Below are 22333 nucleotides of genomic sequence, written 5' to 3'. Positions count from 1 at the left end.
CGATGCGCCGTCGAACCGTATCCCCCTTCCAATTAAGGGTTCAGACACGCCTCGATCGACAATTCCAGCAACGGGAAATGCCCCGTCGGCAGCGTATGCACGGCGGCCTGCGGAAACACTTCCTTCCAGATCGCACAATCGACCACCGGATCGATCATCGGATCGAACTCGCCGAAAATCACCGACACCGGCCCCTGATACGGGCTGCGCACGGGCTCCGGCGGGCTGGCGGCGAAATCGTCCGACGTCGCCACCGACGACGGGCCGTCGAACACGCCGGGCTGCTGCAGCAGATAGGCGAACACCTGCGGCTCATCCCCCGAGTTCGGACCGAAGTACAGCGACGTCACATTCGGCAGCAGCCACAACGCGCCCATCACGTCCCAGAAGCGCGCGCGGCCCGGCGCGGCCTCGTAGTCCGCCAGCGCCGCCACCAGCTTGCCGGCGTTGGCGTCTTGCGCGTGCAGCGCCAGGCCGTGCCGCGCCAGGCGCAGCGCGGCCTCCTCCGGATTGAAGGTCGGCGCCAGCAGCACGATGCGGGCGATCGATTCCGGCATCTGGCGCGCCAGGTGCACCGCCAGATGGGCGCCGAAGGAGCTGGCCATGATCGTCATCGGCCCGCCCAGCATGTCGACGCTGAGCCGGAACTCGGCCAAGGTCGCGGCCAGCAAATTCTGGTACGGGCGCGTGGCGCAGGACACGGCCGACGGCTGCTGCCACCAGTGCACGTTGTCGGCGTCCGGATAGCGCTGGCGCTCGAACGCCGTGCCGAGACCCGGCCCGCCATGCAAATAGAATATCGTTGGTGGCTGCACTCGGTGATCCTCCAGGTTAGTTGGTTGGTTGGTATCCAAATCGTTGACTTCATTGTAATCTGCCGTCAACATCTGAGCATGAAAAAATATCTGCTGGCGCTCGCCCTCCCCTTGTTTATCTCCACCGCCTGCCAAGCCGCCGCGCTCTCGCCGCGCGGCCAGGCCGCCGCCGTCAACGAACTTCTGGCCGACCGGCTGGACAACCTGCTGCCGGGGATGATGGAGCAGACCGGCATCGACATGTGGGTGCTGGTCTCGCGCGAGTACAACGAGGACCCGGTGCTCAAAACCATGCTGCCGGCCGAATGGCTCAACGCCCGCCGCCGCACGATCATTGTGTTTTACCGCGATCCGGTCAAAAAGACGCTGGAAAAGCTGGCGGTGGCGCGCTACGCGGTCGGCAAAAGCATCGCCGCCGCCTGGGACATGAAGAAATTCCCCGACCAGTGGGAGGCGCTGGCCGACATCATCAAAACCCGCAATCCGGCCAAGATAGCACTGAACACCTCGCGCAATTTCGGCCACGCCGACGGCATCGACCATACCGACTACGTAGAACTGCTGCAGGCGCTGCCGGCCGAGGCCAGGCTAAAGGTCGTCTCGGCCGAGCCGTTGGCGATCCGCTGGCTCGAAACGCGCAGCCAGCGCGAAATGCAGATCTACCCGCAACTGGTCAACGCCACCCACAGGATCATCGACGAAGGCTTTTCCGAGCGCGTCATCACGCCGGGCATCACCACCACCGACGACGTCGTGTGGTGGTTCCGCCAGAAGATCCGCGACCTCGGCTACGACACCTGGTTCCACCCGTCGGTGGAAATCCAGCGCGCCGGCAAAGGCCTGGCCGATCCGACCGTGATCATCCCCGGCGACCTGCTGCACGTCGATATCGGCATCACCTACCTGCGCCTGAACACCGACGTGCAGCAGCACGCATACGTCCTCAAACCGGGCGAGAACGCCGCGCCGGCTGCACTGACGCAGGCCTTCGGCCAGGCCAACCGGTTGCAGGACATCCTGCTGGCGCAATTCAAGGAGGGACGCACCGGCAACCAGATGCTGGCCGGGGCGCTGGCGCAGGCGCGCGCCGAAGGCATCAAACCGACCATTTACAGCCATCCGCTGGGCTACCACGGCCACGCCGCCGGCCCGGCCATCGGCATGTGGGACATGCAAAACGGCGTGCCGGGTAGCGGCGACGAGGCGTTGCGCCACCGCACCGCCTATTCGATCGAACTGAGCGCGGCGTCGGTTTTGCCGGGCTGGCCGGCGCCGGTGAATATCATGTTGGAAGAGGACGCGCTCTTCGACGAGTCGGGCATCCGATACCTGGACGGCCGGCAAAAATCCATGTATTTGATCCCGCGTGCCGCTGGCGGCGCGGCTCCCGTCAATTGAGCAACAGATAGCATGAGTTGACTCCGCAAAACGAATAATGCCGGCAGGCTCTGGTGTGTCAATTTTTCTGCACACCTGAGAGAATATCGCTTCCGGCGTCCGGCCAAAGCGCCAGGATCGTCTCACATTTTGGCCGCTATTTGAATGAGGAGATCAACATGAATTCGTTTGTGGAAACCATATCGCCAGCAGCAAAAAATCACATCGAGGCACGTATCGCTTACTTTAACGATGTGTCGCTTGCCATGGTGCAGACAATGCGCGAACTTGCAGAAGTGAACCTGCAGTTCAGCCGCAGCTGGATGCAGGATTCCACGCAAATGCTGCAAACGGCAATGCTGACGCCGCCCACCGAGCGCGCCGATGCCAGCCCGTCCGTCGAGGCGGTCGCACAGAAACTGCAGACCTATCAACAGCAACTGGTGAAGATCACCAGCGACTTCCAGACCAACATCAACCAGGTCGCGCAACAGCACGTGCCGCAGACGGCGCGTACCGCCACCGAGCTGGCCGACGTGGTGACCCAAAAGGCCGCCGCACAGACCGACCAGCAACTGCGCATGCAGAAAGCCGCCGGCAAGGAAATCCTCGACCAGGCCACCCAGTTCGCCCAGGTCGCGTCGCAGAATCGCGCGATGCAGCAGCCGGCCTCGATGCAAAGCGACGAGAACAAAGGCAACAAGAGCTAAGCCGTAGGGCGGATTAGCGTAGCGTAATCCGCCAGCGCCGTCGGCGGCTCATGGCGGATTACGCGCTGCGCGCTAATCCGCCCTACAAATCTCACAAAAACCGGTCCGGAATATCCTGCACAAACGGATACATCGAGAAGTACGGTTTCGCCTCCTCCAACACCTGCTTGAACGACGGCCGCATCACCAGGCGCTCGAAGTACGCCTGCAACTGGCTGTACTCCTCCGGGAACGGCAAGATCGTGCTGGCGTAAAACAGCGCCGGCGCCGCCGCGCAGTCGGCCATGCTGAAGTCGTCGCCGCACATCCATATCCTGCTCGTCATGCGTTTTTCGATCATCTTGTAGGCCGTCTTGAGCTTGGTGCGCTCCTTGGTCTGGTCGCACTGCAATCCGGTCAGGTGGCCGTTGACGATGGTTTGCATCGGCTCCTGCACATAGTTATCGAAGAAGCGGTCCCACAGGCGCACATCCAGCGCCGCGTCCCAGTCGGCCGGAATCAACGGCTTTTCTCCGGGGAAGTAGCGGTCCAGATACTCGATGATGACCGAGGTCTCTGGCACGTCGCGGGTGCGCTGATGGTCGCGGATGACGGGAAACTTGCACGGCGGCCACATCGCCTGCAGTTCGGCGCGGTCGCTCTCCTCCCCCAGATTGATGATGCGCTTGTCGAACGGCGTGCCGTTCTCGTAGAGCGCGATCAGCACCTTGTGGCAGAACGAGGCCAGCGGATGGTAGTAAAGGGTCAAAGACATGTCAGCTCCTGGGTGCCGGCATCGCCACGCGATACCTGAGAATTCAGCAAATGATACTTCAGCCAAGCCGATAGCGGCGGACCGCAAATGTTGCCACACTTCAGCCCGTTCCGAGCCGGGCAATCACGCACCGGCGGACCTCGAACCACCACTGACAGGATAACCACCATGCGCCACGCCATCCAACTCAAGCTCGCCTTCGCCCTGACCACCCTGTGCGCCCTCGGCGCCAACAGCAGCGCCGCCGACGCGCCCGACGGCGACAGCCTGATGGTGGGCCTGGGCGCGGCCTGGGTGCCGGAATACGCCGGCAGCGACGACAGCCGCGTGGTGCCGGTGCCTTTCCTGGAACGCAGCTACGCCAACGGCTTCTTCATCAGCACCCGGCGCGGCCTGGGCTACCAAACCAACGTCGGCGCGGTCAACCTGAGCGGCGCGCTGACCTACGGCGGCGCGCGCGACGAGAAAAAACGCACCTTCGCCGCCGGTTCCGACGCGCTGCGGGGCATGGGCGACATCGACGGCGGTTTGCAGGCCGTGCTGACGGCCAGCTACCAGCTCGGCAAGGTCGGCCTGAGCGTCGGCACCACGCAAGCCGTCGGCAAGCGCGAGAACGGCTCCACCTACACCCTCGGCGCCTCGGTGCCACTGTACAGCGGCACCAACGACCAGGTCAGCCTGGGCGGCTCGGCGGTCTACGGCGACAACAAGCACATGCAAACCTACTTCGGCGTCACCGGCGCGCAAAGCGCGCGCTCAGGTTACAAGGCCTACCAGGCCAAGTCCGGCTTCGAGGCCGTCAGCGCCGCAGTCAGCTGGGACCACGTGATCGACAAACGCTGGTCGGCCCATACCGCCGTCGGCTTCACGCGACTGCTGGGTGACGCCGCCGACAGCCCGCTGACCAAGCGCAAGACGACGCCGATGCTGATGACGGGTATCAGCTACAAGTTTTGATCGGGGTTGCCCAGGTGATATTATTGCGCGAAGTTAAATACCTCTCGCCATGATCTCCGACACCACCATCGCCACTTATATCCTGCTTGCCGCCGCGATTTGCGCCGCGTGGGCCAAACCGGTCGCCCTCGGACGCGTGAGCGTCGCGCCGTGGATGGCGTTCTTTGCCGCCGCGCTCGTGTTGGGCATGGCGGCCGGGGTGCTGCGGTCGCCGGCCATCGTCGCGCTGGTGGCGCTGACCGGCACGGCCTATATGACGGCACGCGCGCCGCAGCGCTCTGTGCGCGTGATTTTCGGTGTGGTCACGGCGGTGTTGGCACTGGCGCTGGCGATCCACAAACTGCCCGGCTTTAACAACGCGGTGGTGATCGACGCCGTCACGATCTCACCCGGCGCCGCGCCGTTCACGCAGTATGCGAACTTCGACAAAGGCGCGGTCGGTCTGATTTTGCTGGCCTTCCTGTGCAGCCGGGCCCGTTCGTGGAACGAGTTCGGCGGCGTGCTCAAGCAGTCGTTGCCGGTGCTGCTGGCCACTTTGGTGGCGGTGCTCGGCCTGGCCACGGCCGTCGGCGCGGTGCGTCCAGACCTCAAGCTGTCGCAGCTGACAATGCAGTTTATCGCCGTCAATCTGTTCTTCACCGTGGCGGCGGAGGAAGCCTTTTTCCGGGGCTTCCTACAGCACCGCCTGGCCGCGTCGCTGGCGCGCTGGCGCTGCGGCAAGTGGATCGCGCTGGCCTGCTCGGCGCTGCTGTTCGGCCTGGTCCATCTGCCGGGCGGCGCGCCGTACGCGCTACTGGCCACCATCGCCGGTTTCGGCTACGCCTACGCCTATCACGTGACGCAGCGCATCGAGGCGCCGATCTTCCTGCACATTGCGCTCAACGCCGCCCATTTCATCGCCTTCAGCTACCCCGCCCTGCGCTGAGATCGATTTTCCCTGTTGTTTTGAGCTTTACGTCGTGGCAAGCTACACTGGCTGTCTCGCACGTCAATGTTGGGCTTCAGGGAGAGCAGATATGGCCAAGACCGAATACGCATCGCACTATTCCGATGCCGGCTTCTGGAACAAGGTAAAGACCCACGCGAAGAGCGCCGGGCAAAAAGTGCTGGAACAGGCGCTGAAGATGTATTACTCCGCCACCGACCCGGACACGCCGCTGTGGGCGAAGACGACCATCTACGGCGCGCTCGGCTATTTCATTTCGCCGATCGACGCGATACCGGACCTGCTGCCGGCCTTGGGCTATACCGACGATATCGGCGTGCTGATCGCTGCCGCCACCGCCGTGGCCGCGCACATCAAGGACGAGCATGTGCAGAAAGCACGGGACACGCTGAAACAATGGTTCGGCGACTAGTAAGCGACTAGTTTGAGTGACGCGGAAATCGTCGTGATGGATGGTGTTGCGGGGCCGCCAGTTAGGCTACAATTGGGCTCATTCAAATTTCTTCCGATCTTTTTTCATCCCCGTTGCAAGGAGCACGACATGAGTCCAGAGCACGACAGACGTCAGAGCCGCCCGCCGGAGACGTCGGAAACGGCGGGTTGGCATTCGTTGGAATTCATCGTCCGGCAAGCGCTGGAAGTCCAACGCGATATCGGCACGCCAAGCGCGGTCGAGTTTTTGCAAAGCATTAATATCAACCCGCAAGTCATCGCGCGCGTCCTCGCCCCCGACGCCAAGTTGCGCGAAGCGGACCAGCTGGCCCTGGCCAGCTCGGTCACCGTCTCCGACCTGCCGATTTCCACACCGGCCAACTACCTGCGTCGCAGCACGACCTGAAACCCATCCGCCAGACATGCCCGCCGGCGCCCCAAAATCGCCCGGCGGCTTGCATCAAAGTAGGTAAGAAGCATTGACACACGATAGCCCTTAATTTAGGCTCGGAAAGCAGGCGCGTGCAGCCTGCCTCCGCAGACTACCCACAAGGAACACGTGTCAGACTCACTCCCCGCCCGCGCATTGCCCAACGCCGTCGTCGGCCTGGTCGGTACGGCCACAGTGCTGGGCCTGCTGTACTTCGGCCGCGACGTGCTCATCCCCATCACGCTGGCCTTCATCTTCAGCTTTTTGATCGCGCCGTTCGTGCGCTCGCTGCGCCGCATCGGCCTGGGCCAGACCGCCTCCGTGCTCACCGGCGTGCTGCTCGTCACCGCCGCGCTGCTGATGATAGGCGCGGTGATCATTTCGCAAGTGAGCCGCCTCGGTGCCAGCCTGCCGTTATACCAGGACACCATCGCCGCCAAGGTCGAAGCGCTTGACAGTCTCACGCGCGGCACCATCGGCAGCCTCGGCGGCCCGGCCGGCCAGTTGATCGAACACTTCACGCAAGATGTGCCGGGCACGCCGCTTGAAGCGCGTCCTGGCTTGCCTGCATCGAGCCGCATGCCGGTGCCGGTTGAAATCCACGAACCCGCGCTCAAACCTTTGCAGTTGCTGGGCAAAATCATCGCCTCGGTCTGGCCGCCGCTGGAGATGGCCGGCATCGTCTTCATCGTGCTGATCTTCGTGCTGCTGGAACATGAGGCGCTGCGCGACCGCTTCATCCGACTGGCCGGCGGCGCCGACTTGCGCGCCACGACCATTGCCGTCAACGACGCCGGCGAGCGGCTATCGCGCTTCTTCATCTCGCAATTCGCCGTCAACGCCTGCACCGGCATCGCCATCTGGATCGGCCTGAGCGTGATCGGCCTGTCGCAGGCGCTGCTGTGGGGCACGATGACCGCCGTACTGCGCTTCATCCCTTACGTCGGCTTCTGGATGTCCGCGTTCTGCGCCACCTTGCTGGCGGCCGCCATCGATCCCGGCTGGTCGCTGGCGTTGATGACGTTCGGCTGGTTCCTGGTGGTCGACATCATCGTCGCCCAGACCATCGAGCCCAAACTGTACGGCCACACCACGGGACTGTCGCCGCTGTCGGTGGTGGTGGCGGCGATCTTCTGGAGCGCGATCTGGGGGCCGGTCGGGCTGGTGCTGTCGACGCCGCTAACCTTGTGCCTGGTGGTGGCGGGCCGCTATATCCGCGCGCTCAAGGTGCTGGAGATCATGTTCGGCGAATTGCCCGCGCTGACGATGCCGCAGAATTTCTATCAACGCATCCTGTCCGGCGATGCCCACGAGATCGTCGCCAGCGCCAAGCGCTACATGCAGCACAAGTCGCTGGCGGCGTATTGCGACGGCGTGCTGGTGCCGGCGCTGCATCTGGCCCATTTCGACCTGAAGGACAACGCCATCACGCCGGAGGAGGAAGTCAAGGTCAGCACGGCCGTGATCGCCGTCATCGAGGCGCTGAGCGGCAATCCGAAGTGGTGGAAGCGGCGCAAGAGCGTGTCGGCGCTGGCGGGGGTCGGCATCGGCCGCCAGCTGCGCGACAGCCGCATTTCCGCCACCGGCGAGTGGCAGGGATCCTTCGACGTGCCGCCCGGCAGCCTGGTGCTCACGATCGGCCTCGACGGCCAGTTCGACGAACTGGCCACGGAGATCCTGGTGCGCGTGCTGCGCGAGCAGAAGATCGACGCCCGCAGCATGAGCATGGAGGATCTGGACGAACCGGCGCCGCCTGAAGCGTCGCCGGAGTTGGTGTCCATCGTCTGCCTGGTCAGTATCGATCCGCTCAACGACCGCGACAAGATGAAGCAGGCGATACAAAAGTTCCGCGAAAGTCTGCCGCACTGCAAGCAGTTCGCAGTGCTGTTGCCGAGTCCTTTTGAAAATCCAGATCTACGCGAGTGCACGTTCGACCAGGCCGACCATGTGGCCTATTCGTTCGAAGATGCGTTGCAGAGCTGCTTGAAGGCGTTGCAACTCAAGGAAAATTTTCCATAATGTTCGATGCAGAGGTTTAACAGCAGAGCGACAAGAAAAAATAGTCTTGTGTAAATTGTATTTTTCAGGAGCTATAAGGACAAGTCCATGAAACTTTTCTCTTTGTTAGCAATCGCTTCCGTCGCGCTTCCCCTCGCGTCGCCGGTCGCCGCTGCGGAAGGCATCGGGCCTGTGTTGGTCTAACCAAGTCAAGCGGGTGAAGTAATCATGACCAAATAAATAATGAGAAACTTGGCTGAACTGAACATAAATGAGTGTGGGAAGGCCGTAAATCGTCCGGCGCCCTCCAGGGAAGACATTGCTGAATTGAACAAGCGTTTGGAGTGTCGCTGCCGCCCGGATTATATTTTCTTCTGCAGACCTCGAACGGAGGTCATCCGGAATTCGATTCCGTTGCAGGCCCGGATGGACGATACGCGGTCAATCGCTTTTACCATCTCGCCGCGAATGACAAAGGAACAGAAAGCATATGGCATGCAATGTCTCATTGGCGCCCGATCTTGGGCGAGCACGCTGTTCCATTTGCCAACACTGGCGGGGGCGACCAATTTTTTATCGACTTGTCGGACAATCCGGCTAGTGTGAAGCTATGCCGGCATGACGAGGGAATGCGGTTAATTGAGGTCGCGCCCACCTTTGAGGTTTTTATTGACGAACTCAGTCTCGATCCCGATATGATCTGATGAATTCCCCCTCAAGATTTCATATACTATATAAACGATTTATACTATTTATCACAGTTCATTTCTCGCTTACCTGAATGACTACTGTGGGAGGCATATGCGCGACTCAATCAAAGCCTTTTCCCTTGCGGCGCTGTTTGCCTTAATTTGCGGATTCGCGGCACTGCTTCACGCAGCGCCCTGGACCGGCGGATCATGGCAATCATTACTCCGCTGGTTTGCGTCGGCTTGCTGCTTTGGATTTTTGCTGGGCGGCATACTGGCATTTGACCCGGAAAGCGACATCAAGATCAGGGCGAGTTTTATCGGTAGAGTCTCGTTTGGCGCTGCGGCCCTGATGATGCTATCCGTACTATGGCACTTGCCGCTCGAAGCTATTGTGCTCGCAGGTCTCTTGGGCGCCGGGCTCGGCTACTTCGGAATGTTATGGGCTAAATATGTCGATTTTTAACTCAGCCGCAGGTAACGCTTGCAAAGCAAAACGGCATAACCATTTGAGGACGTATCCAACATGAGCTTGTCATTTCATATTGATTACAACGGGCAGTGTGAGGAAGCGTTTAATTTCTACGCCAAGCACCTTGGTGGAACGATCGGCACGATGCTCCGGGCGAAAGACGCCCCTATGCCTGCGTCATCGGCGTCGCATGGCGATAAAATCGTCCATGCGAATATCAGTATCGATGGTGTTGAGTTGGCTGGTGCGGACGTCGACCCGAGCCGCTACGAGAAGCCGAGAGGATTATATGTGCTGCTCGGTGTCGACTCCGAGGCGAAGGTCAGATCCTTCTTCGACGCCTTACAAACCGGAGGGCATATCGTGCTCTCGCCGCAGAAAACATTCTGGTCGCCATGCTATGCAATTGTGGTCGACCGTTTCGGTGTACCTTGGAAAATCAACAAGGGTACATGACATCAGGGGTCAGATGAAGGCATGCCTCAGTTGAGCATCACTACGGCGGCCTCCCAGGATGGCCATCGTCGCCGACGGTGCCATACGCTTGACCTCACACAATGCGCGTCCATGCCAGAATGCAATACTTACCGGAGCTAACAAGATCGCCTAAGGGGTGCGCCATGCCGGTAAATATCGAAAAATTCATTAAACATTTGCGTGATGCGGCTGACGATGGCCCGCCGGGACACGGGAAGTGCGGCGAATACGTCAGAAAAGCACTTCAAGCAGCCGGCGCGCATTTTAACGAATTCAGCCCTCCTCATTACGGAAAGCTTTATTGCCTGACCTTCGAACGGCTCGGCTTTCACGAAATTAAGGTCGATGATCCGGATAAATACAATTTTATTCGCGGCGACGTGATGGTGATGCAATCCCACAAGAGCAGCATTGCAGGGCACGTTGCGGGTTATGACGGTCAGAAATGGATCTCAGATTTTGTCCAGCGAGACTTTTGGGCGGGCAAAAAATACCGGAGCGAGAGGCCTCAATATGCCGTCTACCGCTATTAAGCGAATCGCCACTACGGCTCTCTTTGCAATCAGCACGGCAGCGTCGGCAACCGGGAGTGATAAGCCGCCGCAATTCCTGACGGTCCCAGTATTGGGCCTGCGTGTGCCGCTCGAACAGATAAGCGTCGAGCCACTTCCAGAGCATATACGGGAAAAGTGTCCGCAGCTTTATGATGAGCAACGATACACGGCCCATATGTGGATATTTGGTCAAGCAAGAGACGCGGCAAGTTCGTATTATGTTCTAGCAGGTTATTACAAGCGGATTAGTCCTGGCCTTGGCAGACAAAAATACGAGTTTTCCGAGCAAGGCACAGTGTTCACCGTAACAGGCGACAAGTGCGGCGGTGATGGTGCAGATGAGACTTTTGAGTCACATGACCCGAACGCCGACAATAACGGGAACGTGCCTGATCGAGTGTTAAAAATGCTTGCAGTCGATCTCGCGGCACGAACGGTGAAAGCATTCGGCGGTCGTGACAGGCTCATCGCGGAACTCAAGGCTCAGCGTGTAGATTTCGAAGCCTTGCCTCCCGAGTTACGAGAGGCATTCAGACCGTACTTCGACACAAAAAAGTAGGCATGGTATCTTTTCATCGCGCCAGTGCTCGGGCGCCGCCGGTGACGCATGCATGGCGGATTACGCTGCGCTAATCCGCCCTACGTGTATCTGTGGGCATTTGTTCAGCCCCGGGCCTAGTTGAGCATCAACTCCGGCTGGCGCTGCACAATCGCCGTCTTCGGCAGGCACACGATGAAGCTGCTGCCCTTGCCCGCTTCCGATTTGATCTGCAGGGTGCTGCCGTGGCGCAGCAGCACGTGCTTGACGATCGCCAGGCCCAGCCCGGTGCCTTGCGTTTCGCGCGAGCGGCTCTTGTCGACCCGGTAGAAACGCTCCGTCAGCCGCGAGATATGCTCCGGACTGATGCCGATGCCAGTATCCTCGACCTTGAACTTGACGCCGCTGTCGAACTCGCGCCAGACCAGATTGATCCTGCCGCCGGCCGGCGTGTAGCGCACCGCGTTCGAAGCGAGGTTGCCGAAGGCGCTGTGCAATTCCTCGTAGCTGCCCATGATGTCCGGGCCGTCGAACTCCATCGTGATCTCATGCTTGCCTGCCGACAGCGCGCGGGCGTCGCGCAGCACTTGCTCCATCAGCTTGCGCACGTCGATCTGCTCGGGCCGCATCGGGTAATCCACCGATTCCAGCCGCGACAACGTCAGCATGTCTTCGATCAAGTGTTGCATGCGGTGGCCCTGCTCCGTCATCAGCTTCAGGTGCGCCGAGCGCGTGGCCACGTCCAGCCCCTCCGACGCGGCGATCTCCAGGAAGCCGACGATCACCGTGAGCGGCGTGCGCAGCTCGTGCGAGGCGTTGGCGATGAAGTCGCGGCGCATCTCTTCGATGCGCTCGGTCTCGGTGGCGTCGTGCGTGACGAGGATCTGGCGGCGGTTCTCGAACGGAATGATGTGCACGATCAGCTTGCGCTCGCGAAAGCTGATCGTCAACGGCTGCTCGTAGCGGCCGAGGATGATGTAATCCATGAAGTCGGGATTGCGCACCAGGTTGGTCACGCGCATGCCCTTGTCGCGCTCGTGCGTGAGGCCCAGGTGTTTTTCGGCGGCCGGATTGCACCACTCAAGGAACAGCACGTCGTCCATGATGACCACGCCGTCCGGCAGCAGGTGCATGGCCTGGCGGAAGCGCGCCAGCCATTCGGTCAGCTCAGCCTGGTTCTTTTCGTCGTCGCGGCGCATGCGGTACAGGCGCGAGAAGATGTTGGTCCAGGCGCCCCAGCCGTCGGGCAGCTTGGCGCTTTGCGGGTCGTCCATCCAATTGCTCAGCTGGTACAGGTAGGACAGCTGCACGAACACCATCACCAGCATCGCCACCAGGGCGACCACCAGGCCGGTCATCCATCCGAACATCCAGCCCAGCAAGGCGCACACCGCCAAAATAAGAGCGGTGCGCAATGCTGCCGGCACCCAGAACACCAGTTTTGGATTCATGTTTTTAAGACTTATTTTTCCGAAAGCATGTAGCCTACACTACGAACGGTCTTAATCAAATGTTCCGCTTCCTTCAGGGCCTTGCGCAGGCGCAGGACATGCACGTCGACCGTGCGTTCTTCGATGACGACGTGGTCGCCCCAGACCTTGTCGAGCAGCTGGCTGCGCGAGAACACGCGCTCCGGATGCGCCAGCAGGAACTTGAGCAATTTGTACTCGGCGTGGCCGATGTCGATCTTCTGCTCGTCCATGGAGACGGTGCAGCTGACCGGGTCCAGCATGACGTTGGCGGCGCGCATCGTCGCTTGCGCATGCTCCGGACTCTTGCGGCGCAACAGCGCTTTGGCGCGCGCCAGCAGCTCGCGCGGCGAGAACGGCTTGGTGACGTAGTCGTCGGCGCCGCTGTTCAGGCCGGCCAGCTTGTCTTCTTCCATGCTCTTGGCCGTCAACATGATCACCGGGATCTCGTTGAACTGGCGGTCCGAGCGGATGCGCGCCAGCAGGCGCAAGCCGGTCTGGTCAGGCAGCATCCAGTCGAGCAAAATCAATTGCGGGGTGCGGGTCTGGATGAAATCCCAGGCCTCGCCCACGCTTTGCACCGCGCAGCAGTTCCAGCCAGCTTCACGCAGCGAGAACGTCACCAGTTCGACAATCGCCGGTTCATCTTCAACGATCAGTACTGTGGTTTTATCAGATGCCATTTTCTTGTTTTACTCGCTTTGCGCCGGGACGTCGTCGGGGATCGGCTGCACGGTTTTGGTGTGACGGATATCCTTGCCTTCGACGACGTAGATAACGTATTCGGCGATGTTCTTGGCGTGATCGCCGATGCGCTCGATCGCCTTGGCGACCCACAGCGTGTCCAGCGCGGCCGAGATGGTGCGCGGATCTTCCATCATGAAGGTGATCAGGTTGCGCATGATCGAACGGAATTCGTGGTCGATCACGGCGTCCTGGGCGATCAGCTGCAAGGCCTGCTTTCCGTCGTTGCGGGCGAACGCGTCGAGGGCGTCGTGCAGCATGTCGCTGGTGTTGTTGGCGATGCCTCGCACCATTTCGTAATGGTTGACGGTGACCGCGCCGCGCGCATGCAGCGCCTTGGCGGTGCGGGCGATCTTGGTCGCTTCGTCGCCGATGCGCTCGAGATCGGTGATGACCTTGATCGTCGCCATGATGGTGCGCAGGTCGTTGGCGGCCGGCTGGCGGCGCACGATCAGGTGGCTGCAGGCGTCGTCCAGCGACACTTCCAGCTGGTTGACGGTGTCGTCCTCGCGCATCACGCGGTCGGCGCGCTCCGGGTTGCCGATGCGGAAGCAGGTCATGGCGTCGAGGAATTGCGTCTCGACGATGCCGCCCATCAGCAACACCTTGGAGCGGATGGCTTCTAATTCGTTGTCGTACTGTTTGGATGAGTGCTCACCGATCATGTTCTTCTCCGTATCCGGTTGATATTATAAGTGCGATCAGCCGAAGCGGCCGGTGATGTAATCCTGGGTTTCCTTGCGGGCCGGATTCATGAAAATCTGATCGGTTTCGCCGAATTCGACCAGCTCGCCCAGGTACATATAGGCGGTGTAGTCAGAGCAACGCGCGGCCTGCTGCATGTTGTGGGTGACGATGGCGATCGTGTAATCCTGCTTCAGTTCGCTGATCAGCTCTTCCACTTTCGAGGTCGAGATCGGGTCCAGCGCGGAGGTCGGCTCGTCCAGCAGCAGCACGTCCGGTTTGACGGCAACGCCGCGCGCGATGCACAGGCGCTGTTGCTGGCCGCCCGACAGCGACAGGCCGCTCTTGGTCAGCTTGTCCTTGACCTCGCCCCACAGCGCGGCTTTTTTCAGCGCCCATTCGACGCGCTCGTCCATCTCGCCCTTCGACAGGTCTTCATACAGGCGAACGCCGAAGGCGATGTTGTCGTAGATCGACATCGGGAACGGCGTCGGCTTCTGGAACACCATGCCGACCTTGGCGCGCAGCATGTTGACGTCCTGGCCTTCTTCGAGGATGTTACGGCCGCGGTACATGATCGAACCTTCGGCGCGCTGGCCCGGATACAGGTCGTACATCCGGTTCAGGGTGCGCAGCAGGGTCGACTTGCCGCAGCCGGACGGGCCGATGAAGGCCGTCACCTGGCGCTCGTGGATGTCGAGGTTGACGTTGGTCAGGCTCTGGGTCTTACCGTAGAAGAAATTCAGGCCGCTGATTTCGATGGTCTTGCGTTTGTTGCCAGTCATGACGGCGGTGTTTTCCGGGCTCAGTTGCGTATTCATTTTCGATCGCTTTTCTAGTGGTCGATGAGATTTAATTCGGGATTTTTTGGCTGAACAGGGTGCGCGAGATGATATTCAGCGCCAACACACTGAAGGTCACCAGCAGCGCGCCGCCCCAGGCCAGGTCGCGCCAGTTGTCGTAAGGGCTCATCGCGAAGCCGTAGATCACCACCGGCAGGTTGGCCATCGGGCCATTCATGTCCTTGCTGAAGAACTGGTTGTTCAAGGCGGTGAACAGCAGCGGCGCGGTTTCGCCGGAGATGCGGGCCACGGCCAGCAGCACGCCGGTGATGACGCCGGCCTTGACGGCGCGCAGGCGCACCAGCATGGCCACTTTCCAGCGCGGCGCGCCGAGGGCGAAGGCCGCTTCGAGCAGGCTGTTCGGCACCAGGCGCAGCATGTTGTCGGTGGTGCGCACCACGACCGGGATGGCGATCAGCGCCAGCGCGATCGACCCGGCGTAACCGGAATAGTGCTTGGTGGTGGCCACGTACATGGCCCAGACGAACATACCGATCACGATCGATGGCGCCGACAGCATGATGTCGGTGACGAAACGGGTGATCGACGCGATCTTGTTCTCTTCGCCGTACTCGGCCAGGTAAATGCCGGCCAGGATGCCGATCGGCGTGCTCAACAACGTCGACAGGCCGACGATCATGAAGCTGCCGAAGATGGCGTTGGCCAGACCGCCGCCCTCGCTGCCAGGGGCCGGCGTGGTTTCGGTGAACATGTTCACGCTCAGGGCGCCGAAGCCCTTGATGATCAGGGTGACCAGTATCCAGGCCAGCACGGCCAGGCCGATGGTCATGGCGAACACCGACAACGCGATGCCGATGCGGTGCTGCAGCAGGCGCTTGCGGTAGACCTTGTTGACCGGGGCGGGGATGCTTGCGGCGGAGTTGATGACGGCTTGGTTCATTTGACGCCTTCCTTGCGGGACATGCCGGCCAACATCAGTTTGGCGGCGGACAGAACGATAAACGTGATAACGAACAGGATCAGTGCCAGTGCGAACAGCGACGACGTGTGCAGCACGGTGTCCGACTCGGCGAATTCGTTGGCCAGGGTCGAGGCGATCGAGTTACCGGCAGCGAACAAGGAAAACGACAGCTTGTTGGCGTTACCGATGACGAAGGTGACGGCCATCGTCTCGCCAAGCGCGCGGCCCAGGCCGAGCATGACACCGCCGACGACGCCGGTCTTGGTGTAAGGCAGCACGATCTTGCGCACCACTTCCCAGCGGGTGCAGCCGAGGCCGTATGCGGACTCCTTCAGCACGGCCGGCACGATCTCGAACACGTCGCGCATCACCGACGAGATGAACGGGATGATCATCACGGCCAGGATCAGCGCGGCGGTCAGGATGCCGATGCCCATGGTCGGGCCGCTGAAGAACGGGCCGATGATCGGCAGCGGGCCCAGCACGGCTTTGAGCAATGGCTGCACGTGGTCGCCGAACAGCGGCGCGAACACGAACAAGCCCCACATGCCGTAGATGATCGACGGTACGCCGGCCAGCAGCTCGACGGCGGTGCCCAGCGGGCGGCGCAGCGAGGCTGGGCAAATTTCGGTAAGGAACAGGGCGATGCCGAAGCTGACCGGGAAGGCGATCAGCAGCGCGATGCCGGACGTGGCCAGCGTGCCGACGATGGCGATCAACGCGCCATATTTATCGTTGACCGGATCCCATTCGACAGTGGTGATGAAGGCCGGGCCGAACTCCTTGAAGGCCGGCCAGGCGCCGACCATCAGCGAGATGATGATGCCAAGCAGCACCGCCAGCACGGACAGCGCGAACGTCATCGTCACTTTATGGAAGAAGAAATCCTGGATGCGCTGGTTGCGCATGGTGCGGTGCATCGCCTGCATGGCAGCTTGCTCGGCAGCGGTCGTCTGGTTCGACTGGGCTGTGCTGGTGTGCATCGACTGCTCCGGTTTTGGAAGTGGCGTGGAAGTGATATCAGCGCTCATATTGTTATCTCGTTGATGTAGGCTAGCCTGCGGCGTCCGGTTGGGCGCCGCAGGCTAACCCCCTCGCCGCCTTGAACTTGCCGGGCGGCGAAGGGAGTCAGGATTAGTAGATGGCCTTGCCCGAAGCGTCTTTCAGGTTGGCTTTCCAGGAGTCCTGCACCAGTTTGATCACCGAAGCCGGCAGTGGAACGTAGTCCAGTTCGACGGCAGCGTTGCCGCCCGATTTGAAGGCCCAGTCGAAGAACTTGACGACTTCCTTGCCTTTGGCCGCGTCAGCCTGCACCTTGTGCATCAGGATGAACGACACGCCGGTGATCGGCCACGAGTTTTTACCAGCCTGGTCGGTCAGCACGACGCCGAAGCCCGGGGTCTTGGTCCACTCGGCATTGGCGGCGGCGGCCTTGAAGAACTCGTCGTCAGGCTGCATGAAGTTGCCGTCCTTGTTCTTCAGCTGGGTGTGCGACATCTTGTTCTTCTTAGCGTAAGCCCACTCGACGTAGCCGATCGAACCCTTGATGCGCTGAACGTTGGCGGCGACGCCTTCGTTGCCCTTGCCGCCCACGCCGACGACCCACTTCACAGCGGTGCCCGAACCGATTTTGGTCTTGAATTCGGCGTTGGTTTTCGACAGGAAGTCGGTGAACAGGAACGAGGTGCCCGAACCGTCGGCGCGGTGCACGACGGTGATGTCTTCCGCTGGCAGCTTGACGCCCGGGTTGACGGCGGCGATTTCAGGCGCGTTCCATTTGGTGATCTTGCCCAGGTAGATGTCGCCAACGATCTGGCCGGTCATCTTCAGCTGGCCAGGGGTGATGCCGTCGAGGTTGACGATGGTGACCACGCCGCCCATGATGGCCGGGAACTGCATCAGGCCTTCGGCGTCCAGGTCTTCCGCTTTCAGTGGCATGTCCGACGCGCCGAAGTCGACGGTCTTGGCTTTGATCTGCTTGATGCCAGCGCCCGAACCGACGGACTGATAGTTCAGGCCATTGCCGGTGGCGGCTTTGTACTGCTCGGCCCACTTGGCGTAGATCGGGTACGGGAAGGTGGCGCCCGCGCCGGTCATATCGGCGGCGGTGGCGGCCGACGAGAATGCCATCACGGCAGACACGCCCACTACCAGGGAAGAGATCAATTGTTTGATTCGCATTTCAAGTCCTTTGTTATGACAGGTTAGGATGTTGCGCAGTCTACCGGGGCAATATGACAGGTTTATGACATGCCAAAAAAATCTCGGAAATAACCATGTGTCCATGTTTTTTACACCCTTCTCCCTATGAGAAAGCCTAATATGTCATAAACGGACTGGCCAATGTTACGCCCTCTTGTCACAATTGTGACAAGCGTCGACGTCATTTATGACAGGCCTTGTCACAGAGTTGTCATATTTTGTATTTACACTGTTGCAATCATTATTCTGTCGATACAGGCTAGAATTACACCATCTGCAAAGTGATTAAAAAGACATGAAGCCTGACTTGCAAGCTGAAGTAAACAAGAACTCTGCGTTTCTGGACCGGGAACTGTCGCAACTGATGTTCAACCGGCGGGTTCTGGCGCAAGCCGAAGACAAAAACATTCCTTTATTAGAGCGCCTGCGTTATCTGTGCATCGCCAGCAGCAACCTGGACGAGTTTTTCGAGGTGCGCGTAGCCAGCCTGCTGGCCGCCGGCAGTGTCGACGGCTCGCTGGCCAACCACCCCGCCCTGGTCGCCACGCTGTCGCGCATTTGCGAGGAATGCCATATATTGGTGGAGCACCAATACGAAATCCTCAACCAGGAAGTGCTGCCCGAACTGGCCGCCAACGGCGTCCACCTGGTGCGCCACAACGAGCGCAACGAAGCCCAGCGCGCCTGGGTCAAGGAATACTTCGACACCGAGGTGCGCCCGCTGCTGACGCCGATCGGCCTCGATCCGGCCCACCCTTTCCCGCAGGTCGTCAATAAAAGTCTCAATTTCATCGTCTCGCTGAACGGCAAGGACGCGTTCGGCCGCGGCACGGCGATCGCCATCGTCAAGGCGCCGCGCGTGCTGCCGCGCGTGATCCGCTTGCCCGACGAGCTGTCAGACAGCGGCGGCGTGTCGTTCTGCCTGCTGTCGTCGATCATCCACGCGCACATCTCCGACCTGTTCGCCGGGCGCGAAGTGATCGCCTATTCGCAATTTCGCGTCACCCGCGACAGCGACCTGTGGGTCGACGAGGACGAGGTCAAGAACCTGCGCCAGGCGCTCAAGGGCGAGTTGCAGGGCCGCCAGTTCGGCACCTCTGTGCGGCTGGAAGTGGCCAAGAACTGCCCGCCGGAACTGTCGCAGTTCCTGCTCGACCAGTTCGGCCTGCATCAAAGCCGCCTGTACGCGGTCAACGGCCCGGTCAACCTGGTGCGCCTGACCGAAATCATGGACCACGTCGACAATCCGGCGCTGCGCTTCCCGCCGTTCTTCCCCGGCATCGCGCAAAAACCAGGCAGCGCCGACATCTTCGCCGCGCTGCGCAAGGGTGACATCCTGCTGCACCACCCGTTCCAGTCGTTCCAGACGGTGATCGACTTCATCCGCAGTGCCGCGCTCGACCCGGCCGTGGTGGCGATCAAGCAAACCATTTACCGCACCGGCATGAACTCGGACCTGATGGAGTCGCTGATCACGGCCGCGCGCATGGGCAAGGAAGTGACCGTCATCGTCGAGCTCAAGGCGCGCTTCGACGAGGAAGCCAACATCAACTGGGCGGATAAACTCGAACAGGCCGGCGCCCAGGTGGTGTACGGCGTGGTCGGCCTGAAAACCCACGCCAAGGTGGCGCTGGTGATCCGCCGCGAGGAAGGCAAGCTGCGCTTCTACGCCCACCTCGGCACCGGAAACTATCACCCGACGACGACCAAGTTTTATACCGACTTCGGCCTGCTGACCTGCCATCCGGGCATCAGCCAGGAGGTCAACGAGGTGTTCATCCACCTGACCAGCCTGACCAAGCCGCACCGCCTGACGCATTTGTGGCTGGCGCCGTTCGCGCTGCAAAACGAGATCATCAAGGCCATCCGCAACGAGGCGCGTATCGCGCGCGCCGGCCGCCCGGGACGTATTATTGTTAAGATGAACGCGCTGGTGGACGAATCGGTGATCCGCGCGCTGTACGCGGCGTCCAAGGACGGCGTCAAGATCGATCTGATCGTGCGCGGCGCGTGCACCTTGAAGCCTGGTGTGCCGGGACTGTCGGAAAACATCCGCGTGCGCTCGATCATCGGCCGCTTCCTCGAGCACAGCCGTATTTACTACTTCCGCAACGATCTGGCGCACGACGTGATGCTGTCGAGCGCGGACTGGATGAGCCGCAACCTGTTCCGCCGCATCGAGGTGGCCTTCCCGATCCTGGACAAAACCCTCAAGCGGCGCGTGCTGGCCGAGGGCTTGAATCCGTATCTGAAGGACAACGTCAACGCGTGGGAGCTGGAGGCGGACGGTCATTACACACGGCGCAAGACGCGCGCCAAGCAGGTTGGTTTCAGCGCGCAGCAGCATTTGATGGACACGCTGGGCACGCCGGGGACCAGCCTCGGCGACAGTTAATAAAAATAATGCACGGCGGGCCGGAAGGTTCGCCGCTGGGATCTTTTTCTAATATCAGGAGAAAAGCATGGATCTCATTTTATGGCGGCATGCGGAAGCCGAGGATGCGGTGCCCGGCATGTCCGATCTGGAACGGGCGCTGACGACCAAGGGCGTCAAGCAGGCGCGCCGCATGGGACAATGGCTCAATTCCCAGTTGCCCGACAGCTGCCGCATCCTGGCCAGCCCTTCCGTACGCACCTTGCAGACGGTCGAGGCGCTGGGACGCAAATACAAAATCCATACCGATCTGGCGCCGGGCGCCGATCCGTCCGATATCCTGAAGGCGGCCAATTGGCCCGGCGGCAAGGAGTCGGTGCTGGTGGTCGGCCATCAGCCAACCCTGGGCCAAGTCGCCTCGATGCTGTTGACGGGCGACGACCTGGAATGGGACATCCGCAAGGCCAGCGCCTGGTGGTTCGCGCAGCGCGATCCGGGCAATGCCATGAGCGTATATCTGAAAGCGGTGATGGCGGCCGACCTGGTGGTGAAATAACGACGGCGCGATCACGGTCGAGCTTGCAAAGCGGCAATGATCTGCTAAAGTGAAATCGTACCAACCAGAGGGGGATACGATGTTTGCCTTGCTCACGATGGGGATCTTCGGAGGAATGATCGCCCTTGTTGTCTACGAAATAGTGCAGGAAACCGCAGGCAGCAAACAGAAACTGACCGACCGCTATCACGAATAGCATCTCGCTTCGTACGAAGCCCGCTCGGCGCCGATTGGCGCCGATGTTCGTTTACGGCCGGTCCGGTCTTACCGGCCGGTTTTGAACTTGGTATAGGTGCGGGTGATCACGCGGCGGATATCCGCCGGCACCGCCTCCGGCGCGGCCATGCGCTGCTTGTCGGCCTCCGACAGGAAAATCGTCTTGTTGGCGGCGATGTCCTTGCGCACGAATTTCAGACTGGCCGTGTTCGGGTTGGCGTAAAACACCTTGTTGGTCAGGCTGGCATGCACTTCGGGACGCATGATGTAGTTGATCCACAAATGCGCGTTGTTCGGATGCGGCGCGTCGGCCGGAATCGCCATCGTGTCGAACATCAACGCCGCCGGCGTCTTCGGTATCAGCGCTTCGATCACATTGCCGTTCTTGGCGTCGACCGCGCGCTGGCGGGCGATGTTGATGTCGCCAGACCAGCCCAGCGACACGCAGACCGCGCCGTTGGCCAGGTCGTTGATATAGCCCGACGAGCTGAACAACGTTACGCTGGGACGAATCGCCGTCAGCAGCTTGCCCGCCTCGGCGTAGTCGCCGGCGTTTTTCGAGTACGCCGGCTTGCCGAGGTACATCAGCGCGGCAGGCAACACCTCCGATGGCGAATCCAGGAACGACACCCCGCACGATTTCAGCTTGGACACATACTCAGGCTTGAACAGCAGGTCCCAGGCATTCTCCGGCATCGGCAGGTTGCCCAGCGCGGCCTTGACCTTGTTGACATTGATACCGACCGTGGTATAGCCCCACAGCCAGTCGACCAGATATTCGTTGGCCGGGTCGATGCTGGCCAGCTTGGCCTGGATCGCCGGATCGAGGTTCTTCAGGTTCGGCAGCTTGGACTTGTCCAGCTTGCGCAGCAACTTGCCTTCGATTTGCAGGCGCGCCCATGGCGCCGTCGGCACCACGATATCGTAACCGGACTTGCCGGCCACCAGCTTGGAATTGAGAATCTCGTTGTTGTCGAAAACATCATAACGGACCTTGATGCCCGTTTCTTTTTCGAAGTTTTTAACCGTGTCTTCCGCGATGTAATCGGACCAGTTATAGATGTTGAGGACTTTTTCCTCGGGCGCCTGGGCGGCGACCTGCCCCACGGCGGCCATCAAACCTGCGGCGACCAGCGCCGCGCCAACGAACTTCCCTGCCATAGCACCTCCGAAAA

The 22333-nt window shown here is 60.8% G+C and carries 24 protein-coding genes; 14 read left to right on the top strand and 10 right to left on the bottom strand.

All coding sequences use genetic code 11. From position 1 onward, the window contains the following. Positions 1-32 precede the first annotated feature (32 nt). Positions 33-815: an alpha/beta fold hydrolase gene (locus tag AC0IYS_RS11495; RefSeq protein WP_471705263.1), complete on the bottom strand. Its 783-nt coding sequence runs from the start codon at positions 813-815 to the stop codon at positions 33-35. A gap of 78 nt (positions 816-893) precedes the next feature. Between AC0IYS_RS11495 and AC0IYS_RS11490 the strand changes: the two genes are divergently transcribed. Together AC0IYS_RS11490 and AC0IYS_RS11485 are read left to right on the top strand one after the other, a co-directional pair. Next, positions 894-2213 carry a M24 family metallopeptidase gene (locus AC0IYS_RS11490; protein WP_471705262.1) on the top strand — a complete coding sequence of 440 codons (1320 nt, stop codon included), beginning with the start codon at positions 894-896 and terminating at the stop codon, positions 2211-2213. A 158-nt stretch (positions 2214-2371) separates the two neighbouring features. After that, on the top strand, positions 2372-2902 hold the full coding sequence (locus AC0IYS_RS11485; RefSeq protein ID WP_471705261.1) for a phasin family protein: 531 nt from the start codon (positions 2372-2374) through the stop codon (positions 2900-2902). A 91-nt stretch (positions 2903-2993) separates the two neighbouring features. On the opposite strand, the gene AC0IYS_RS11480 is transcribed toward AC0IYS_RS11485, so the two are convergent. Further along, on the bottom strand, positions 2994-3656 hold the full coding sequence (locus AC0IYS_RS11480) for a glutathione S-transferase family protein (RefSeq protein WP_471705260.1): 663 nt from the start codon (positions 3654-3656) through the stop codon (positions 2994-2996). Positions 3657-3824: 168 nt separating this feature from the next. Here AC0IYS_RS11480 and AC0IYS_RS11475 point away from each other — a divergent pair, with 168 nt between their 5' ends. The 10 genes from AC0IYS_RS11475 (at position 3825) to AC0IYS_RS11430 (ending at position 11170) form a co-directional block, all read left to right on the top strand. Next, positions 3825-4613, top strand: a complete 789-nt coding sequence (locus AC0IYS_RS11475; protein WP_471705259.1) for a MipA/OmpV family protein — start codon at positions 3825-3827, stop codon at positions 4611-4613. 49 nt (positions 4614-4662) lie between these two features. Next, positions 4663-5538, top strand: coding sequence for a lysostaphin resistance A-like protein (locus AC0IYS_RS11470; RefSeq protein WP_471705258.1), 876 nt, complete (start codon positions 4663-4665; stop codon positions 5536-5538). A gap of 91 nt (positions 5539-5629) precedes the next feature. Then, the gene (locus AC0IYS_RS11465) at positions 5630-5971 is read left to right on the top strand and encodes a YkvA family protein (RefSeq protein WP_471705257.1); all 342 of its coding nucleotides are present in this window, start codon (positions 5630-5632) and stop codon (positions 5969-5971) included. A 129-nt stretch (positions 5972-6100) separates the two neighbouring features. After that, a complete protein-coding gene (locus tag AC0IYS_RS11460; RefSeq protein ID WP_471705256.1) occupies positions 6101-6397 on the top strand; it encodes a hypothetical protein in 297 nt (98 codons plus the stop codon). A 153-nt stretch (positions 6398-6550) separates the two neighbouring features. After that, the gene (locus tag AC0IYS_RS11455; RefSeq protein WP_471705255.1) at positions 6551-8440 is read left to right on the top strand and encodes an AI-2E family transporter; all 1890 of its coding nucleotides are present in this window, start codon (positions 6551-6553) and stop codon (positions 8438-8440) included. A 305-nt stretch (positions 8441-8745) separates the two neighbouring features. Further along, entirely contained in the window at positions 8746-9123 is a 378-nt protein-coding gene (locus tag AC0IYS_RS11450) for an SMI1/KNR4 family protein (protein ID WP_471708845.1), read from the top strand. A gap of 97 nt (positions 9124-9220) precedes the next feature. Further along, positions 9221-9574, top strand: coding sequence for a hypothetical protein (locus AC0IYS_RS11445; RefSeq protein ID WP_471705254.1), 354 nt, complete (start codon positions 9221-9223; stop codon positions 9572-9574). Between the two features lie 60 nt (positions 9575-9634). Next, positions 9635-10036, top strand: a complete 402-nt coding sequence (locus AC0IYS_RS11440) for a VOC family protein (RefSeq protein WP_471705253.1) — start codon at positions 9635-9637, stop codon at positions 10034-10036. 164 nt (positions 10037-10200) lie between these two features. Next, positions 10201-10590, top strand: a complete 390-nt coding sequence (locus AC0IYS_RS11435) for a CHAP domain-containing protein (RefSeq protein WP_471705252.1) — start codon at positions 10201-10203, stop codon at positions 10588-10590. After that, the gene (locus AC0IYS_RS11430; RefSeq protein ID WP_471705251.1) at positions 10571-11170 is read left to right on the top strand and encodes a hypothetical protein; all 600 of its coding nucleotides are present in this window, start codon (positions 10571-10573) and stop codon (positions 11168-11170) included. Before AC0IYS_RS11435 ends, AC0IYS_RS11430 begins: the two co-directional genes overlap by 20 nt. A 116-nt stretch (positions 11171-11286) precedes the next feature. Here the strand turns inward: AC0IYS_RS11430 and phoR are convergent, their stop codons facing one another. The 7 genes from phoR to pstS all read right to left on the bottom strand — a co-directional run bounded on the left by phoR (position 11287) and on the right by pstS (position 17991). Further along, positions 11287-12600, bottom strand: coding sequence for a phosphate regulon sensor histidine kinase PhoR (gene phoR / locus AC0IYS_RS11425; RefSeq protein ID WP_471705250.1), 1314 nt, complete (start codon positions 12598-12600; stop codon positions 11287-11289). An 11-nt stretch (positions 12601-12611) separates the two neighbouring features. Beyond that, on the bottom strand, positions 12612-13301 hold the full coding sequence (locus tag AC0IYS_RS11420; protein ID WP_090320876.1) for a response regulator: 690 nt from the start codon (positions 13299-13301) through the stop codon (positions 12612-12614). A gap of 9 nt (positions 13302-13310) precedes the next feature. Continuing rightward, positions 13311-14027: a phosphate signaling complex protein PhoU gene (gene phoU / locus AC0IYS_RS11415; RefSeq protein ID WP_090320873.1), complete on the bottom strand. Its 717-nt coding sequence runs from the start codon at positions 14025-14027 to the stop codon at positions 13311-13313. Between the two features lie 36 nt (positions 14028-14063). Then, complete coding sequence (gene pstB / locus AC0IYS_RS11410) at positions 14064-14867, bottom strand: phosphate ABC transporter ATP-binding protein PstB (RefSeq protein ID WP_209718996.1); 804 nt, start codon at positions 14865-14867, stop codon at positions 14064-14066. Positions 14868-14898: 31 nt separating this feature from the next. After that, positions 14899-15789, bottom strand: a complete 891-nt coding sequence (gene pstA, locus AC0IYS_RS11405; RefSeq protein ID WP_471705249.1) for a phosphate ABC transporter permease PstA — start codon at positions 15787-15789, stop codon at positions 14899-14901. After that, the gene (gene pstC / locus AC0IYS_RS11400) at positions 15786-16793 is read right to left on the bottom strand and encodes a phosphate ABC transporter permease subunit PstC (RefSeq protein ID WP_471705248.1); all 1008 of its coding nucleotides are present in this window, start codon (positions 16791-16793) and stop codon (positions 15786-15788) included. The genes pstA and pstC overlap by 4 nt, the downstream gene beginning before the upstream one ends. A 151-nt stretch (positions 16794-16944) precedes the next feature. Then, positions 16945-17991 (bottom strand): phosphate ABC transporter substrate-binding protein PstS, encoded by a 1047-nt coding sequence (gene pstS, locus AC0IYS_RS11395; protein ID WP_471705247.1) that lies wholly within the window; start codon positions 17989-17991, stop codon positions 16945-16947. A 316-nt stretch (positions 17992-18307) separates the two neighbouring features. On the opposite strand from pstS, the gene ppk1 reads away from it, so the two are divergent. Then, a complete protein-coding gene (gene ppk1 / locus AC0IYS_RS11390) occupies positions 18308-20407 on the top strand; it encodes a polyphosphate kinase 1 (protein ID WP_471705246.1) in 2100 nt (699 codons plus the stop codon). Positions 20408-20474: 67 nt separating this feature from the next. Next, entirely contained in the window at positions 20475-20942 is a 468-nt protein-coding gene (gene sixA, locus AC0IYS_RS11385; RefSeq protein WP_471705245.1) for a phosphohistidine phosphatase SixA, read from the top strand. Between the two features lie 264 nt (positions 20943-21206). Here sixA and AC0IYS_RS11380 read toward each other — a convergent pair whose 3' ends face one another. Next, a complete protein-coding gene (locus tag AC0IYS_RS11380) occupies positions 21207-22319 on the bottom strand; it encodes a polyamine ABC transporter substrate-binding protein (protein WP_471705244.1) in 1113 nt (370 codons plus the stop codon). Positions 22320-22333: the final 14 nt, after the last annotated feature.

It is taken from the genome of Duganella sp. AC237 (assembly GCF_979254035.1).
This window is presented reverse-complemented; position numbering and strand designations above follow the sequence as displayed.